This is a genomic window from Roseivirga pacifica (assembly GCF_900111145.1).
Classification (GTDB): Bacteria; Bacteroidota; Bacteroidia; order Cytophagales; family Cyclobacteriaceae; genus Roseivirga; species Roseivirga pacifica.
In genome coordinates this window covers 250,041-265,507 of record NZ_FOIR01000004.1, presented here as the reverse complement: position 1 = coordinate 265,507, position 15,467 = coordinate 250,041, and the positions used below count along the sequence as shown (strand labels likewise).

Sequence of the window (15,467 nt, the reverse complement as noted above, 5' to 3'; positions counted from 1 at the left end):
CCTAAATTAGGTTAGTAAAATGGCATTCTACCCGCTAAAAGTTAAGGACTTAAGTAGACCTACTGATGATTCAGTTGCTGTGTCTTTCGATGTTCCTGAAAACTTAAAAGAGCAGTTTAAATATACCCAAGGGCAATATTTAACCCTTCGACAGCAAATCAATGGCGAAGAAGTTCGCAGATCTTATTCCATTTGTTCATGTCCGTTAGATGGCGACTTAACCGTGGCTGTTAAACGTGTTGAGGGTGGTTTATTTTCGAATTACGCCAACAATCGTTTGCAGGTGGGCGATGTACTTGAGGCAATGCCGCCAAATGGTAAATTCTTCACCCAACTAGATGTAGCCAACCAAAAGGAATATGTGGCTTTTGCGGGTGGTAGTGGTATTACACCTATCATTTCTATTATCGAAACTACATTACGCACCGAGCCAAAAAGTAGCTTTACGCTGTTCTATGCCAATAGAAAATCGGGAGCTATCATTTTTCAGGAAAGGCTGGAAGCGCTAAAGAATAAGTATATGGACAGGTTTAGCTTGCACCATGTACTGAGCGATGAAATGGTAGACCCTGACCTTTATTATGGTTATATTGATGGTGAAAAGCTGAAGACTTTTTCAAAGCTTTTCTTTAACCCAAAGGAGGTTGACGAGTTCTTTACCTGTGGGCCTGAGCCAATGATGTTGGCCATTAGAGAAGCGCTGATTGAGTTGGAAGTTCAGACCAAAAAGATTCATATGGAGTTGTTTACTTCTCCATTGGGTAAGCTAGGCGGAGCCAAAGAAGCTAAGCCAGCCAAGCAGGCCAAAAGTGAGGTGACAATTACCCTAGATGGTAATAACATTACCTTTCCTTACGATTCACACGAGTCGATTTTGGATGAGGCCATAAAAGCAGGTGTTGACCTGCCATATGCCTGCAAAGGTGGTGTTTGCAGTACTTGCATTTGCAAGGTTGAAGAAGGAAGCGTAGATATGACAGTGAACTACGCGCTAGAACCGGATGAGCTAGCCAATGGCATGGTGCTGAGCTGTCAGTCGCACCCAACTACCGATAAGGTAAAGCTGAATTTTGATGTGTAAAACCGAAAATTCAATGATATGAGTACTGAATTATTGGAACAAAAATTTAATGAGAAGATAGACCAGGAGGTTCGTATTGAGCCGAAGGACTGGATGCCCGAAAAGTATCGAAAGACATTGATCAGGCAGATTTCTCAGCACGCCCATTCCGAAATTGTTGGGATGTTGCCCGAAGCGAACTGGATTACAAGAGCGCCTTCTTTAAGAAGAAAGGCTGCTGCTTTGGCCAAGGTACAAGACGAGGCAGGTCATGGACTTTATCTCTATTCTGCCTGCGAAACATTGGGCGTAGAGCGCGATGATTTGTTGGCCGACTTACACTCGGGCAAAGCCAAATATTCGAGCATTTTCAACTATCCAACTTTAAGTTGGGCCGATATGGGCGCCATAGGTTGGTTGGTAGATGGTGCCGCAATTATGAACCAAGTGCCGCTTTGCCGTGCTTCTTACGGGCCGTATGCCAGGGCTATGGTAAGAGTGTGTAAGGAAGAATCTTTCCACCAACGCCAAGGTTACGAAATCATGCTTACGCTTTGCAAAGGTTCAGAAGCACAAAAGAAAATGGCGCAAGATGCGCTTAACAGATGGTGGTGGCCATCACTAATGATGTTCGGACCAACTGATGCTGATTCTAAACATACTGAGCAATCAATGCGCTGGGGAATTAAACGTTTCACAAATGATGAATTGCGTCAAAAGTTTGTGGATGTAACCATTCCGCAAGCTGAAATTCTTGGTTTGACGGTTCCAGATAAAGATTTGAAATGGAACGAAGAACGGGGTCACTACGATTTTGGTGAGATCAATTGGGAAGAGTTTTTCAATGTAATTAGCGGAAACGGCCCTTGTAATAAGCAAAGAATTGACGCTAGAAAAAAAGCCTATGACGATGGTGCTTGGGTGCGCGAAGCAGCCAATGCGTATGCTGAAAAGAAAGCCAAAAAGAAGGTAGCATAATCTCTACTATGTCCGGTTGGAACAGAAATGCTCCCCCGACCACTAAAGGGTGAATTAATGTAAATGACAGCTCCCTTTAGGGATTAAGGGTAAAGTAGAGAGGAAGACAAAGTAGATGGAATATCGCAAATCGTAAATCAAACATCGTAAATCAATAAGATGAACAAGAACTGGCCCCTTTGGGAAATATTTATAAGAAGTAAAGCAGGTTTGAACCACAAACACGTGGGAAGTCTACATGCTGCAGATGCAGACATGGCGGTGCAAAATGCGCGCGATGTTTACACCAGAAGAAATGAAGGTGTGAGTATTTGGGTGGTAGAAACAAAGCATATCACAGCTTCCGATCCTGACGATTCGGATCAAATGTATGAGCCGGCTAAGGATAAAGCCTACCGACACCCAACATTTTACGATTTGCCTGACGAGCTAAAACACATGTAATATGACTGATCAGAATAAGTTCGATTACATACTTCAGCAAGCAGATAACTGCCTCATTCTTGGTCAGCGATTAGCCGAATGGTGCGGTCACGGCCCAATTTTGGAGCAAGATATTGCGCTTACTAACATTTCACTCGACTTGATTGGTCAAGCACGATTGTTCTACCAATATGCTGCTGAAATTCAAGGAGAAGAAAAAACCGAAGACGATTTGGCCTACTTGCGTGATGCATGGGGCTTTAAAAATGTGCTTTTAGTAGAGCAGCCGAATGGTGACTTTGGCTTTACCATTATGCGCCAGTTTTTGTACGATACTTTTAGCTGTTACTTCTACGAAGCACTGATGAGTTCTAGCGATGAAAGACTAGCTTCAATTGCTGCTAAATCGCACAAGGAAACACTCTATCACATGAAATGGAGTGCCGATTGGGTAATCCGCTTAGGTGACGGAACGGTTGAAAGCCATAACCGCGTTCAGCAAGCATTAAATGAGCTTTGGTCTTATAAAGACGAGATCGTTATAGAAACTAGTGCTGATTCGGATGCGCTTGCAGCAGGTTACGGTGTTTCATTAGCCGAACTAAAAGAGAAAAGAGACGCCAAAATCACAGCGGTTTTAGAAGAAGCTACGCTTTCTATCCCTGAAGGAACTTACAGTCACAAGGGAGGAAAGGAAGGCGTTCATAGCGAACATTTGGGCTACATTTTAGCCGACCTGCAATTCTTACAAAGAGCATATCCGGGTAACGAATGGTAATCAATAAAGAACACGTTCAGGAAATTCTGGAGGAGGTAAAAGACCCGGAAATCCCCGTGGTCTCTATTTACGATTTAGGTATCCTTCGCGATGTGAAGGTAGAAAACGGCTTTGTAGAAGTGGTGATTACACCAACTTACACAGGCTGTCCCGCCATGCTCGAAATTGAGCGCGACATCAATAATGCGCTGAAAAAAGAAGGAATCAACGACTTTAAAATAACCACTGTGCTTTCCCCTGCTTGGAGTACCGATTTTATGACCGAGCGCGGCAAAGCAAACCTGAAGGAGTACGGCATTGCTCCACCAAACCCAACTAACGAAGAGGATATTGAGTGCCCAAACTGCGGTTCTCAAAACACCAAATTGCTGAGCCAGTTTGGTTCTACGGCTTGCAAGTCGCTGTTCAAATGCAACGATTGCCTTGAGCCCTTCGATTATTTTAAATGCCACTAAACTTTAACCAAACCATGACCTTAGAAATAACCCAAAAAGAAAATCTAGGTATCATTCGCTTCAACCGACCAGAAGCATACAACAGCTTTACCAGAGAAATGAGTTTTGCTTTGATTGATGCTTTGAAAAAGTTCAATGAAGACAAAACCGTAAGGGCCGTGTTGCTTACTGGCAACGGAAAGGCTTTCTGTGCAGGTCAGGATTTGAAAGAAGCGGTAGAAGATAATGGTCTTTCTGTGGAGCAAATGGTAGAAGAGCACTACAACCCAATTGTGCGGTTGATTCGCAAGTTGGAAAAGCCGGTGATCGCTGCGGTTAATGGAGTAGCAGCCGGTGCTGGAGCTAACATTGCCTTTGCTTGTGATATTGCTGTGGCCACTAAATCGGCTGCATTTATTCAAGCTTTTAGCAAAATAGGATTAGTGCCTGATAGTGGTGGTACCTTCTTTTTGCCGAGGTTAGTTGGTTTCCAAAAAGCATCTGCACTTATGATGCTGGGCGATAAGGTTACGGCCGAAGAAGCCGCGCAAATGAACATGATTTACAAAGTGTTTGAAGATGATGTGTTTGCGGAAGAAAGCGAGAAACTAGCCATAAAGATGTCACAAATGCCAACCAAGGCTTTAGCATACACTAAGCATTTGTTGAACCAATCGTTCACCAATGATTTGGATGCGCAGTTAGACCAAGAGAAGGAATGGCAAGCTAAATCTGCGGCTTCAAAAGATTCAATCGAAGGCATTCAAGCCTTTGTGGAAAAACGTAAACCAGAATTTACTGGAGAATAAAAGGGATGAAAGATACTTTTATAATAGATGGAATTAGAACTCCGATTGGCAAATTCGGAGGCACCTTAGGCGCAGTTCGTGCAGATGATTTGGCCGCTTTGGTCATCAAAAAATTGATGAGCCGAAATAGCCAAATTGACCCAGCTTTAATCGAAGATGTGATCTTGGGCTGTGCTAACCAAGCTGGAGAAGACAATAGAAACGTGGCTAGAATGGCTTCGCTTTTGGCGGGACTTCCGTATTCAGTACCAGGCGAAACGGTGAATCGTTTATGCGCTTCGGGTATGTCGGCCATTGTGCAGGCTAACCGTGCCATTAAAACTGGCGATGGCGATATGTTCATTGCTGGTGGTGTGGAGAATATGACACGTGGGCCTTGGGTGGTCTCCAAATCAGCTAGACCATTCGGTACCGATGCAAAGATGTACGATTCAAGCTTCGGATGGAGGTTTATCAACCCACAAATGGAGAAGGTTTACGGAACAGATTCCATGGGGATGACAGCCGAAAACTTGGTGGAAATCCACAAGATCAGTCGTGACGATCAAGATGCTTTCGCTTACAATTCCCAAATGAAAGCTGCGAAAGCACAAGCTAGCGGTAGATTAGCCGAAGAAATTGTAGTGGTTGAAATTCCGCAGCGCAAGAAGGATCCCATCGTTTTCAATCAAGACGAATTTATCAAAGCCAACACCACGCAAGAAATTCTTGCTGGCTTACGTCCTGCCTTCAAAAATGACGGTAGTGTAACTGCGGGTAATGCTTCTGGCCTAAACGATGGTGCAGCAGCGATTTTAGTAGCTTCGGAAGAAGCGGTTAAAGCCAATAGTTTAACACCAAAAGCACGTATTGTCGCTTCTGGCGTGGTAGGTGTAGAGCCGAGAATCATGGGCATTGGCCCAGTTGAGGCTACCCGAAAAGCATTGAAGAAAGCTGGTTTAACGCTCGATCAAATGGATGTGATTGAGATCAACGAAGCCTTTGCAGCACAGTCACTTTCGTGCACAAGGGCTTTAGGCCTTGCCGATGACGATGAGCGCATCAACCCAAATGGTGGTGCAATTGCTATTGGTCATCCGCTGGGAATGACAGGCGCTAGAATCACTTATTCAGCAGCTTTAGAATTGCAAAAAACAGGCAAGCGTTACGCATTGGCAACTATGTGTGTTGGTGTAGGTCAGGGCTATGCCATAATCCTCGAAAACGTAGGTTAATGATTTACGAATTCAACAATATCAAACCTGTTGTTCACGAGACGGCATTTGTCCATCCTTTGGCAGCCGTTACTGGCGATGTAATCATTGGTAAAAATGTCTACATCGGTCCGGGAGCAGCCATTCGTGGCGATTGGGGGAGAATTGTGATTGAAGATGGCTGCAACGTTCAGGAAAATTGCACCGTGCATATGTTTCCCGGCATCACCATCACTTTACAAGAAAGCGCACACATTGGTCATGGGGCCATTATTCACGGAGCACAAATTGGCAAAAATGTATTGGTCGGCATGAATGCGGTGATTATGGATGAGGCCGTAATCGGTGATGAGTCCATTGTTGGGGCGCTCAGCTTTGTGAAAGCCAACGCTGTTTTCGAACCGAGAAGTTTGATTGTTGGCAACCCAGCCAAGCGTATCAAAGAAGTAAGCGATGAAATGATTGCCTGGAAATCAGAAGGAACAAAGCTGTATCAGCAGCTTCCTGCCGACTGTTATACTTCGCTGAAAGAGTGCGAACCGCTAAGGAAAATTGAACCCAACCGACCGATTGCTTCGGCAGATTATAAAACCTGGAACGAAACGAAAAAGAAATGATGATAGATAAGATACCACACTTTATTGCGGGCGAATGGATTCATGGCGATGGCGATGGAGAGGTTTTGCACCATGCCATTACAGGCGAAGCTGTTGGAACGCATACCATTAAGGGCCTTGATTTCAGCGCAGCATATGACTATGCACGAAATGTTGGTAATCCTGCTTTACGCAAAATGACTTTCCAAGAACGTGGTTTAATGCTCAAGGCTTTGGCTTTCCACCTTATGGAAAAGAAAGAGCAGTTCTACGAAGTGAGCAAAGCGACTGGTGCTACGCGCATCGATAGCTGGATAGACATTGAGGGTGGTATCGGAAACGTATTTTCAAACGCCAGTTTAAGACGTCAATTCCCGAACACTTCTTATCATGTAGATGGCGATATGGTTGGCCTTTCTAAAGGCGGATCGTTTGTTGGTCACCACATTATGGTGCCGAAAGAAGGTGTGGCGGTGCATATCAACGCTTTCAACTTTCCGGTTTGGGGAATGTTGGAAAAGGCTGCTGTCAACTGGTTGGCTGGAATGCCGTGTATCATCAAACCAGCTGAGCAAACCTGTTATTTAACGCAGGCGGTGGTGAAAGAAATCATCGACTCAGGCATATTGCCTGACGGTGCCTTACAACTAGTTTCTGGCTATGGTAATGGAATTCTAGACTATGTCGATTCGCAAGATGTGGTGACTTTCACGGGCTCTTTCGAAACGGGTAAGAAGCTAAAAACACTTCCTCAAATCATTGAAAACTCCGTGCCTTTCAATCTAGAGGCCGATTCATTGAACTGTGCAGTATTGGGTGAAGATGCAGTGCCTGGCACAGCGGAATTCGATCTATTTATCAAGGAAGTTCGAAAAGAAATTACCGTTAAAGCAGGGCAGAAGTGTACTGCTGTACGAAGAATTATAGTGCCAGAAAAACTGGTGGAAGATGTTCAAATTGCTTTGGGCAAAGCTTTGACTAAAACCACTATTGGTGACCCTTCTGTAGAAGGCGTAAGAATGGGGGCTTTGGCCGGAAAAGAGCAGTTGGCTGAGGTAACCAAGAAGGTGGCCGAACTGGCCAAAACATCCGAAATGGTTTACGGTACACTAGACAAAGTGGAGCTGATGGGAGCTGATTGGGATAAAGGTGCATTCATTTCACCTATCTTGTTCTTAAACCAGAATCCGCTGGGTGTTGATGAACCACACAATGTGGAGGCTTTTGGTCCTGTAAGTACCATTTTGCCGTACAAAACCATCGATGAAGCCATTGCCATTTCTAAGAAAGGAAAGGGCTCGTTAGTGTCCTCGATCACTACGGCCGATGATAAAATTGCTACTGAATATACGATTGGAGCAGCAACCCATCACGGAAGAATTTTAGTGCTGAACGAAGCTTGCGCCAAGGAAAGCACAGGTCATGGTTCGCCAATGCCAATGTTGACACACGGTGGCCCAGGTCGTGCCGGTGGAGGCGAAGAAATGGGTGGAAAGCGTGGCGTAATGCACTACATGCAGCGCACGGCTATCCAAGGCTCACCAACTACTTTAACGGAGATTACGCAGCAATATCAATACGGTGGCGAATATAAAGATCCGGGGCAGCATTTGTTCTCTAAATACTTTGAAGATATTGAGGTAGGAGAGACAGTGATTACTGCGAAAAGAACGGTAACGGAAACCGATATTGTGAACTTCGCCAATGTAAGCTGGGATCATTTCTATGCGCACACAGACGAGACTTCACTGGAAGGAACAACCTTCGAAGGACGCGTAGCACACGGTTATTTTGTGCTTTCTGCTGCCGCTGGTTTGTTCGTTCAGGCCAAGAAAGGACCAGTATTGTTGAACTACGGACTAGAAACGTGTCGCTTTACAAAACCTGTTTATCCAGGTGCCACCATTGGTGTTCGTTTAACCGTGAAGGAAAAAGTCGAGCAAGAGAAGAAAGACGATATCGCCAAAGGTATTGTGAAGTTCTTGGTAGATGTATACGATGAAACTGGCGAAACCGTAGCCATCGCGACTATTCTAACAATGATCAAAAAGAAAAATCAAGATTAATGGAGAACTACGTAAACCTACAGGTAAACGAAGGAATAGGAACAATTGAATTTTTCACCAAGCAAAGCAACTCCTTGCCGGGTGCGACTTTGAAGGAACTTGCTGAAACCATTACCAAGGCGGGCGAGGATGACAGTATCAAGGTGATCATTCTAAAGAGTGGTGGTGACCGTGCGTTTTGCGCAGGTGCCAGCTTCGATGAGCTTTTGGCTATTGAAGACAAAGACACTGGTAAGGAATTCTTCCTTGGTTTCGCACGAGTAATTAATGCGATGCGTAAGGCACCAAAGTTTATTATTGGGAGAGTGCAAGGTAAGGCTGTTGGTGGAGGAATTGGCGTAGCTTCGGCTACGGATTATTGCTTCGCAACAAAGTTTGCTTCCATTAAACTTAGTGAACTGGCCGTGGGGATCGGTCCTTTTGTTGTGAGTCCGGCCATTGAACGCAAGATGGGCGTAGCCGCTACTTCTCAGATGGCCATTAACGCTACTGAATTTCACGATGCGCAGTGGGCAGCTGACAAAGGCTTATACCAGCAGATATTCGATGATGCAGCGGCAATGGACGAAGCGGTAAATGCACTTGCACAAAAACTTGTCAAGTCGAATCCAGAGTCTATGGCCATGATGAAAAAAGTATTCTGGCGTGGTACGGAAGACTGGGATAAGCTGCTTGATGAAAGAGCACAGATTAGCGGTGAGTTGGTTACTTCTGATTATACTAAGAATTTTATTACTGAGTTTAAGAAGAAATTAGGTTGAGCCTAGCTTAATCTTTTACGTCATTCTCGCGCAGGCGGGAATCTCACATTTCGAAAGTGTTTTGGTGTGGATACCAAAACTGGCTTACGGGGCTTTTTTTGGGGGGGGCTTTTTCAGCCGATGGTCACGTCCCGATTGCTATCGGGATTGGATCCCCACCTGCGTTAATCCGATGCTTTTTCTCTTAACACTACTTGGTTATGACTGTGTTACTTGCCAATTGCAGTGAATGTCTCTCTCTTTGAAGAGTGATTTCATAGAAAAAGGCATTTAATTGAATGTTGAATTGAAAAACACTAAATGTGTTGCTCTTCAATCTAGTAGAGGCAATTCCCCCTTTTTCGAAAAGGGGGCTAGGGGGATTTGAAAACCATATTTGATTACTTGAAAAGCCAATCCTCCCAACCTCCTTCGTCAAGGAGGAGTGTCTGTGCAAACATCGTTGGTCAGAATTCCATAGAGGTGCCACTTGCTAGGAAATTACTTTCCCCAAGGGGAGGACAAGTAAAGACTAAGACTTCTCCATGCGGCTGAAATGGCAAAATGAAGTTGAACCTACTTCCTCAAATAGGTTACAAAATCGAAGGCATAGCGATGCTTTTCATCGGCTGAGTGATGGACGCGTGAGTCTTCTTGCCATTGGCTTTTGTCGAAGTCAGGAAAGAAAGTATCAGCACCTTTAATGTCAGCATATACCTCGGTAATGTGCATTTTGTCGATCATGCCTTTTTCCAGCGACTCCTTGTAAATGGCGCCACCGCCAATCACGAAGACTTCTTCCACTTTCAATTCTTGCTCTGCCAGTTCCAATGCAGCTTCTAGAGAATTAACGGCATAATGTCCCTCTGGCGCTTGGTAGTCTTGCTGTCGCGTTACGATCACAAAGGTTCGTTTTGGTAGTAAGCCAGGTAGCGAATCGAAAGTCTTTCGTCCCAGTATCACCACATGGTTGAGTGTAACTTGCTTGAAAAAACGGAAGTCGTCCGGTAAGCGCCAAAGCAAGTCATTGTCTTTGCCAATGGCACCATTTTTAGCTGCGGCTACTACTATCGTGCGAATCATAGATTGTTTCCTCTTAAAAAGCTCTCGATGTCCATGCGTTTTTTACCCTGCATTTGCAGTTCGGTAATGGCCAGCGAATTGCCTCCGCTTTGAATGTGGAGGTAAGTTTTATTATCCGTTTTATAGTCGCCTGGTTGATCGCCAGCTGTAGTCATTTCTAGCTTTTCAGCTTTGTAGATTTTAAACTGCGTGCCGTTGATCATCGTCCATGCAGCTGGGTAAGGAGAAAGGCCACGGATGAAGTTATAAACTTTTTCAGACGATTTACTCCAGTCGATTTCGCAGGTTTCTTTAAAGATCTTAGGGGCGTGTTTTATCTCTCCACTTTCGTCTTGCGGGTCTTGCGGATAGTCATCTTCTTGAATGGCTTGCACTGTTTTAAGTACCAATTTTGAACCTCTGTCCATTAGTCGACCATAGAGGTCGCCCACATTATCATCCTCTTCAATCGGTTCTTTTTCTTGGAAAATAATGTTTCCGGTATCTATCTCGTGCTTCAAAAAGAAGGTTGTTACGCCTGTTTCTTTTTCACCATTGATAATGGCCCAGTTAATGGGCGCAGCACCACGGTATTGCGGCAATAAAGAAGCGTGTAGGTTGAAAGTGCCAATTTCTGGCATGTCCCAAACCACTTCTGGCAACATGCGGAAGGCTACCACGATTTGTAAGTTGGCCTTGTAGCTTTTCAATTCCTCAATGAATTCTGGCGACTTAAGATTGGTAGGTTGAAGCACCGGAATGTCTTGCGAAACGGCATAGTCCTTTACGGGTGAAGTAGCCAGTTTTTGCCCTCTGCCTTTTGGTTTATCGGGTGCCGTAATTACAGCCACCACATTAAAATTGTTTTCTACCAATATTTGAAGGCTAGGCACCGCAAATTCAGGTGTGCCCATATAGATAATGCGTAAATCAGTCATTGAAAGAATTTCTTCGCCCCAAAAATAGGGAATGTATTTGAAGGCGCCTTAATGGTTGTTGGCTATCCTTTTTTATCCCGACTTTACGGAGGGATCGGCCAAGTTAATTTGGGTCGATGCTTCGGCTTCGCTCAGCATGGAAAATCATTTATTCATTCAAATCGAATCTTATACTATAGCTGAATCTATTAATAAATACACTATGGTGAAAAAGCTTAGAGAGCCGGCAATAATTAGAAATGAAGCTAAAAGCTTAAACCAATAAATGCTTAATCCCAGAAATCTTTTCGGGTCATTTAAATTAGCCCACTTTAAATAGTGTTTTACTCCTATGCCAATTGCTATTAGTATTAATGGTATTAAAGAATATCCAATGACTTCTAGATCTATCATTTAAAATCCTTATACAGCAAGTACTTCTTGCGTAGGGCTTTGTAGGCGTTTAGTTTGGGTTGCCAAGTGGCTCTTATTTCGGCGTCTGACATGCCGGCTTCTACTTGCTTGCGGAAATCTTTGGTGCCAGAAAGTAAGTCGATATAATCTCTAAAGAAGGTAGTATCATCTTTAATCTCTTGATGATATTCCAACAAGTACTTCAGTGTAAACTCAGGCTTGGCGGCTGTACCTACAAACGACTGACCTTTGCAGAGCTTGCCTTCCATTGGCGGATATTTAGAGCCCTCGTTTGGTTGGGGAGTGAATTCATAAGTACCGGGCGTGTAGTCAGGGTGGCCAATCACTTCAAAAGGATGGTCGGTGCCGCGGCCTACACTCACCACGCTACCTTCGAACAAGCCGAGGCTAGGATAAAGCGTGATGGAGTTGTCTGTTGGCAAATTAGGCGATGGCTTAATCGGTAGGCTGTAGGTTTGGCTATGATCCCAGCCCAGCATAGGAATAACCTTAAGGTCACTTGTTGCACCGTTGGCTAGCCAACCTTCATTATTGATCATTTGGGCAAGTTCGCCCACGGTAAGGCCGTGTACCACAGGTATTGGGTGCATGGCCACAAAACTATTCACATCATCATCCTTTACAGGGCCGTCCACATACATGCCGTTTGGGTTGGGGCGGTCAAGCACGATAACCTGCTTGCCGTTTTCTGCAGCGGCTTCCATTACATAGTGCATCGTGCTAATGAAAGTATAAAAGCGCACGCCCACATCTTGAATATCGAAAATCAAAACATCTACATCTTCCAGCATTTCTGGGGTGGGCTTTTTGGTTTTGCCATAAATAGAAATAATTGGCAAACCTGTTTTAGCATCTTTGGTATCGTCTACTTTTTCACCATCGGGGGCTTCACCACGAAAACCGTGTTCAGGCGCCATTACTTTCACCACATTAACTCCGCGGCTTACTAATGTGTCCACTAAGTGCGTATTGTTAATTACGGAAGTTTGATTGACCACCAGTGCTATGCGTTTTCCTTCTGAAAGTGGGAGGTATTCACCCATTCGGGCTGCACCGAGTTGCAGTTCTTGTGCTTTGGCACAACCGAACATTAAAAAAATGGAGGCAAGTAAAATAAGACGATTCATTCGCTTCGTTTATATTTGAGCATTAGCATCAAAAATAACGATAATCTTGAACCTCCCTTATTTCATTTCCAAAAGAATAAACGCCAGTGATAAAGGGAGTTTTTCGTCAATCATTCACAAAATTGCCATAGCCAGTGTAGCACTGGGCATCGCCATAATGCTGGTTTCATTCCAAATATTGGGTGGTTTTCAGAATAGTATCAAAGACAAGATCTTTAGCTTTTCGGGGCATATTCAAATCAAAGCATTCACTTTTTCGAGTGAATATGAGCAAACGCCAATAGTAATTGAAGGGGAGCGGATGGAAATGCTGCAGGACGATCCGCATGTAAAGCATTTACAGGAGTTTGCCTTTAAACCTGGGCTTATTTCCCAAAACGAAGAGGTTTTTGGAATGCTCTTTAAAGGGGTGAGCCAATCTTTCGATACCATACGTTTTGCTGATTATTTGGTGGAAGGAAGCATGCTGACTTTTGATGAAGAGGAAGCTTATCCGAATGAAATACTGCTGAGTGAGCATATGGCGCGCCAAATGCAAGTGGGAGTAGGGGACAGAATTGTGAGTTACTTTATAATGGATCCGCCCCGAACTAGGTCATTTTTTGTGAAGGGGATTTTTAGCTCTGGTTTGGAAGACTTTGACGAGCAAATTGTGATTGGCGATATTAAAGTGGTTCGAACGCTGAATGGTTGGGAAGACAATGAGGTTGGTGGTTACGAGGTGTTTATCAACGATTTAGAAAAGCTGGAGGAGGCGGATGATTCCATCCTTCAAAGATTAAGCGTAAATCAGACCACAGAGCGCGTAGATCAAAAATTTGTACAGGTCTTCGATTGGCTCAATCTGCTTTCTCAGAACGTGTTTATCCTTATTGGTCTTATACTATTTGTGGCTTGCTTTAACATGGTTTCGGTGCTCTTTATACTGATTATGGAGCGCAGACCAATGATTGGTTCTTTCAAAGCCTTGGGAGCTACAGACAAACTAATTCGTAGCATATTCACCTACAATGGCGTACGATTGGTTGTTCGCGGGTTAATTATCGGGAATGTGATCGGTTTGGTGTTTGGCTTTTTGCAGTACCAGTTCAAGCTTATTCCGCTCGACCCAGCCACATATTATATGAGTCACGTACCAATCGATTGGAACTGGTTCCGCATATTGGGCATAAACGCGCTTACATTTTTATTAGTAGGTGTGGTGCTGTTATTGCCAACGGCAATTATCTCACGAATCAGTCCGGTTAAGGCCATTCGCTTCGACTAGCGGAGTAGAAAAATCCTGATCTTTTCGGAAAGTTCTGAACAGGCTGTTCAGCTTTATTTGGAGTACGCCAAGTACCGCTTCTTTAATGATTCCGCCTGTCATTTTCGATTCGCCACGGGTTCGATCTGTAAAAATGATTGGTACTTCGGCAATGCTAAAGCCATACTTCCACGCCAAAAATTTCATTTCAATTTGAAAGGCGTAGCCCATAAATTTCACACGGTCCAGCTCAATGGTTTCGAGCACACTGCGGTGGTAGCATTTAAAACCCGCGGTAGTATCGTTTACTGGCATGCCTGTGATAATGCGCACATAATGGCTGGCAAAATAGCTCAACATTACTCGGCTCATGGGCCAGTTAACTACGTTTACACCCGTAATGTAGCGCGAGCCAATGGCCATATCGTTACCTTGTGTGGCGCAAGCGTAGTAGAGCTTGTTCAGGTCTTCTGGGTTGTGCGAAAAGTCCGCATCCATTTCAAAAATATACTGGTAGTTGCGCTTTAGTGCCCAGCGAAAACCATGAATATAAGCTGTTCCAAGACCGAGTTTGCCTTCACGCTCTACCAAGTGCAACCTTTCAGGGTAAAGCTTTTGCTTTTCCTTAACCAGGTCAGCAGTGCCGTCAGGTGAATTGTCATCAATAACCAACAGGTGAAAATCTTTCTCCTGATTAAGCACGGTGTCAATCATCTCTTCGATGTTTTCGCGCTCTTTGTAGGTTGGTATAATTACAATGCTATCGCTCATGGGGCTATTACGGCCAAAAATTGAATCTCTTCAGCGAGTGGGCTGCCGTTTAAAATTAACTTACTTTATTTGTGCCAACTCGTGGTGCCGAATATAGGATAAAACGATGTGCGTTATGTAAATGTTAAGCACATTTTCTTTAAAAGATGTTAAGATGACAAAAGCTGTGAAATGTGTGTTTTTAGATCGTGATGGGGTTTTGAATGAAGAGCTGGGCTATCAGGTCTCGCATTTCGATGAGTTTAAAATCCGTGATGAGGTGCCGAAAGCCTTGCAACAGTTCAAGTCGGCTGGTTATTTATTGGTAGTGATCACAAACCAAAGTGGTATCGCTAAAGGTACTTATAATGAGGGTTTTGTGCGAAAATGTCACGAGGCTATTCAAGCCGCTTGCGACTATGTAATTGACGACCTGTATTTCGCCCCTGGTTACGATAAAATTAGCAAGACACTTTCACGGAAGCCAAGAGGACTGATGTTCGAAAAAGCCATAGCCAAGCACGGAATTGACACATCAAAAAGCTGGATGATTGGTGACCGAGAGAGCGATATGATTCCCTCGAAAAAGCTGGGGATAAACACTGTTCACTTAACGGAAGGTGAAAAATCTGAATTTGCCGATTATAAAGTACACTCCCTACTCGAAGCTGCTCAATTAATTATTAATGCTGGTTAGGTCTCGGTACTTTGTACACCATACTCCATTCTGGCTTTAGCCAAGTTCATCCCAAGTTTCACAGCGTTCACCGATAAAATTTTAGTAGTTTCAGTACTTGCAGCACTTTTGAGTCAACGATTTCGGATAGCCCGAAGACAAAAACTCAAAACATTA

At 44.1% G+C, this 15,467-nt stretch carries 16 protein-coding genes; 12 read left to right on the top strand and 4 right to left on the bottom strand.

Annotated elements, in window-relative coordinates; genetic code table 11:
* Positions 1-19 precede the first annotated feature (19 nt).
* From paaE to BMW98_RS18225, 10 genes are all read left to right on the top strand, one after another.
* Positions 20-1,081, top strand: coding sequence for a 1,2-phenylacetyl-CoA epoxidase subunit PaaE (paaE, locus tag BMW98_RS18270; RefSeq protein WP_090260592.1), 1,062 nt, complete (start codon positions 20-22; stop codon positions 1,079-1,081).
* A gap of 18 nt (positions 1,082-1,099) precedes the next feature.
* Complete coding sequence (gene paaA / locus BMW98_RS18265) at positions 1,100-2,038, top strand: 1,2-phenylacetyl-CoA epoxidase subunit PaaA (RefSeq protein ID WP_090260589.1); 939 nt, start codon at positions 1,100-1,102, stop codon at positions 2,036-2,038.
* 159 nt (positions 2,039-2,197) lie between these two features.
* Complete coding sequence (gene paaB, locus BMW98_RS18260) at positions 2,198-2,482, top strand: 1,2-phenylacetyl-CoA epoxidase subunit PaaB (protein ID WP_090260588.1); 285 nt, start codon at positions 2,198-2,200, stop codon at positions 2,480-2,482.
* Between the two features lies 1 nt (position 2,483).
* Entirely contained in the window at positions 2,484-3,239 is a 756-nt protein-coding gene (paaC, locus tag BMW98_RS18255) for a 1,2-phenylacetyl-CoA epoxidase subunit PaaC (RefSeq protein WP_090260586.1), read from the top strand.
* The gene (gene paaD / locus BMW98_RS18250) at positions 3,233-3,694 is read left to right on the top strand and encodes a 1,2-phenylacetyl-CoA epoxidase subunit PaaD (RefSeq protein ID WP_090260584.1); all 462 of its coding nucleotides are present in this window, start codon (positions 3,233-3,235) and stop codon (positions 3,692-3,694) included. Before paaC ends, paaD begins: the two co-directional genes overlap by 7 nt.
* 14 nt (positions 3,695-3,708) lie before the next feature.
* Positions 3,709-4,482 carry an enoyl-CoA hydratase-related protein gene (locus tag BMW98_RS18245; protein ID WP_170836529.1) on the top strand — a complete coding sequence of 258 codons (774 nt, stop codon included), beginning with the start codon at positions 3,709-3,711 and terminating at the stop codon, positions 4,480-4,482.
* 5 nt (positions 4,483-4,487) lie between these two features.
* On the top strand, positions 4,488-5,696 hold the full coding sequence (pcaF, locus tag BMW98_RS18240) for a 3-oxoadipyl-CoA thiolase (RefSeq protein ID WP_090260581.1): 1,209 nt from the start codon (positions 4,488-4,490) through the stop codon (positions 5,694-5,696).
* On the top strand, positions 5,696-6,292 hold the full coding sequence (locus tag BMW98_RS18235) for an acyltransferase (RefSeq protein ID WP_090260580.1): 597 nt from the start codon (positions 5,696-5,698) through the stop codon (positions 6,290-6,292). The genes pcaF and BMW98_RS18235 overlap by 1 nt, the downstream gene beginning before the upstream one ends.
* Positions 6,289-8,337, top strand: a complete 2,049-nt coding sequence (gene paaZ, locus BMW98_RS18230; protein ID WP_245733643.1) for a phenylacetic acid degradation bifunctional protein PaaZ — start codon at positions 6,289-6,291, stop codon at positions 8,335-8,337. The genes BMW98_RS18235 and paaZ overlap by 4 nt, the downstream gene beginning before the upstream one ends.
* A complete protein-coding gene (locus tag BMW98_RS18225) occupies positions 8,337-9,098 on the top strand; it encodes an enoyl-CoA hydratase/isomerase family protein (protein WP_090260578.1) in 762 nt (253 codons plus the stop codon). The genes paaZ and BMW98_RS18225 overlap by 1 nt, the downstream gene beginning before the upstream one ends.
* A 555-nt stretch (positions 9,099-9,653) precedes the next feature.
* On the opposite strand, the gene BMW98_RS18220 is transcribed toward BMW98_RS18225, so the two are convergent.
* From BMW98_RS18220 to BMW98_RS18205, 3 genes are all read right to left on the bottom strand, one after another.
* On the bottom strand, positions 9,654-10,160 hold the full coding sequence (locus BMW98_RS18220; RefSeq protein ID WP_222843680.1) for a dihydrofolate reductase: 507 nt from the start codon (positions 10,158-10,160) through the stop codon (positions 9,654-9,656).
* Positions 10,157-11,077: a methionyl-tRNA formyltransferase gene (fmt, locus tag BMW98_RS18215; RefSeq protein ID WP_090260576.1), complete on the bottom strand. Its 921-nt coding sequence runs from the start codon at positions 11,075-11,077 to the stop codon at positions 10,157-10,159. The genes BMW98_RS18220 and fmt overlap by 4 nt, the downstream gene beginning before the upstream one ends.
* 389 nt (positions 11,078-11,466) lie before the next feature.
* Positions 11,467-12,618, bottom strand: a complete 1,152-nt coding sequence (locus tag BMW98_RS18205; RefSeq protein WP_090260572.1) for an exo-beta-N-acetylmuramidase NamZ family protein — start codon at positions 12,616-12,618, stop codon at positions 11,467-11,469.
* Between the two features lie 46 nt (positions 12,619-12,664).
* Between BMW98_RS18205 and BMW98_RS18200 the strand changes: the two genes are divergently transcribed.
* Positions 12,665-13,885: an ABC transporter permease gene (locus BMW98_RS18200; protein WP_090260570.1), complete on the top strand. Its 1,221-nt coding sequence runs from the start codon at positions 12,665-12,667 to the stop codon at positions 13,883-13,885.
* Here the strand turns inward: BMW98_RS18200 and BMW98_RS18195 are convergent.
* Entirely contained in the window at positions 13,847-14,635 is a 789-nt protein-coding gene (locus tag BMW98_RS18195; protein ID WP_090260568.1) for a polyprenol monophosphomannose synthase, read from the bottom strand. The two genes, BMW98_RS18200 and BMW98_RS18195, sit on opposite strands and share 39 nt — an antisense overlap.
* Positions 14,636-14,789: 154 nt before the next feature.
* Between BMW98_RS18195 and BMW98_RS18190 the strand changes: the two genes are divergently transcribed.
* Positions 14,790-15,311, top strand: a complete 522-nt coding sequence (locus BMW98_RS18190; RefSeq protein WP_090260566.1) for a D-glycero-alpha-D-manno-heptose-1,7-bisphosphate 7-phosphatase — start codon at positions 14,790-14,792, stop codon at positions 15,309-15,311.
* Positions 15,312-15,467: the final 156 nt, after the last annotated feature.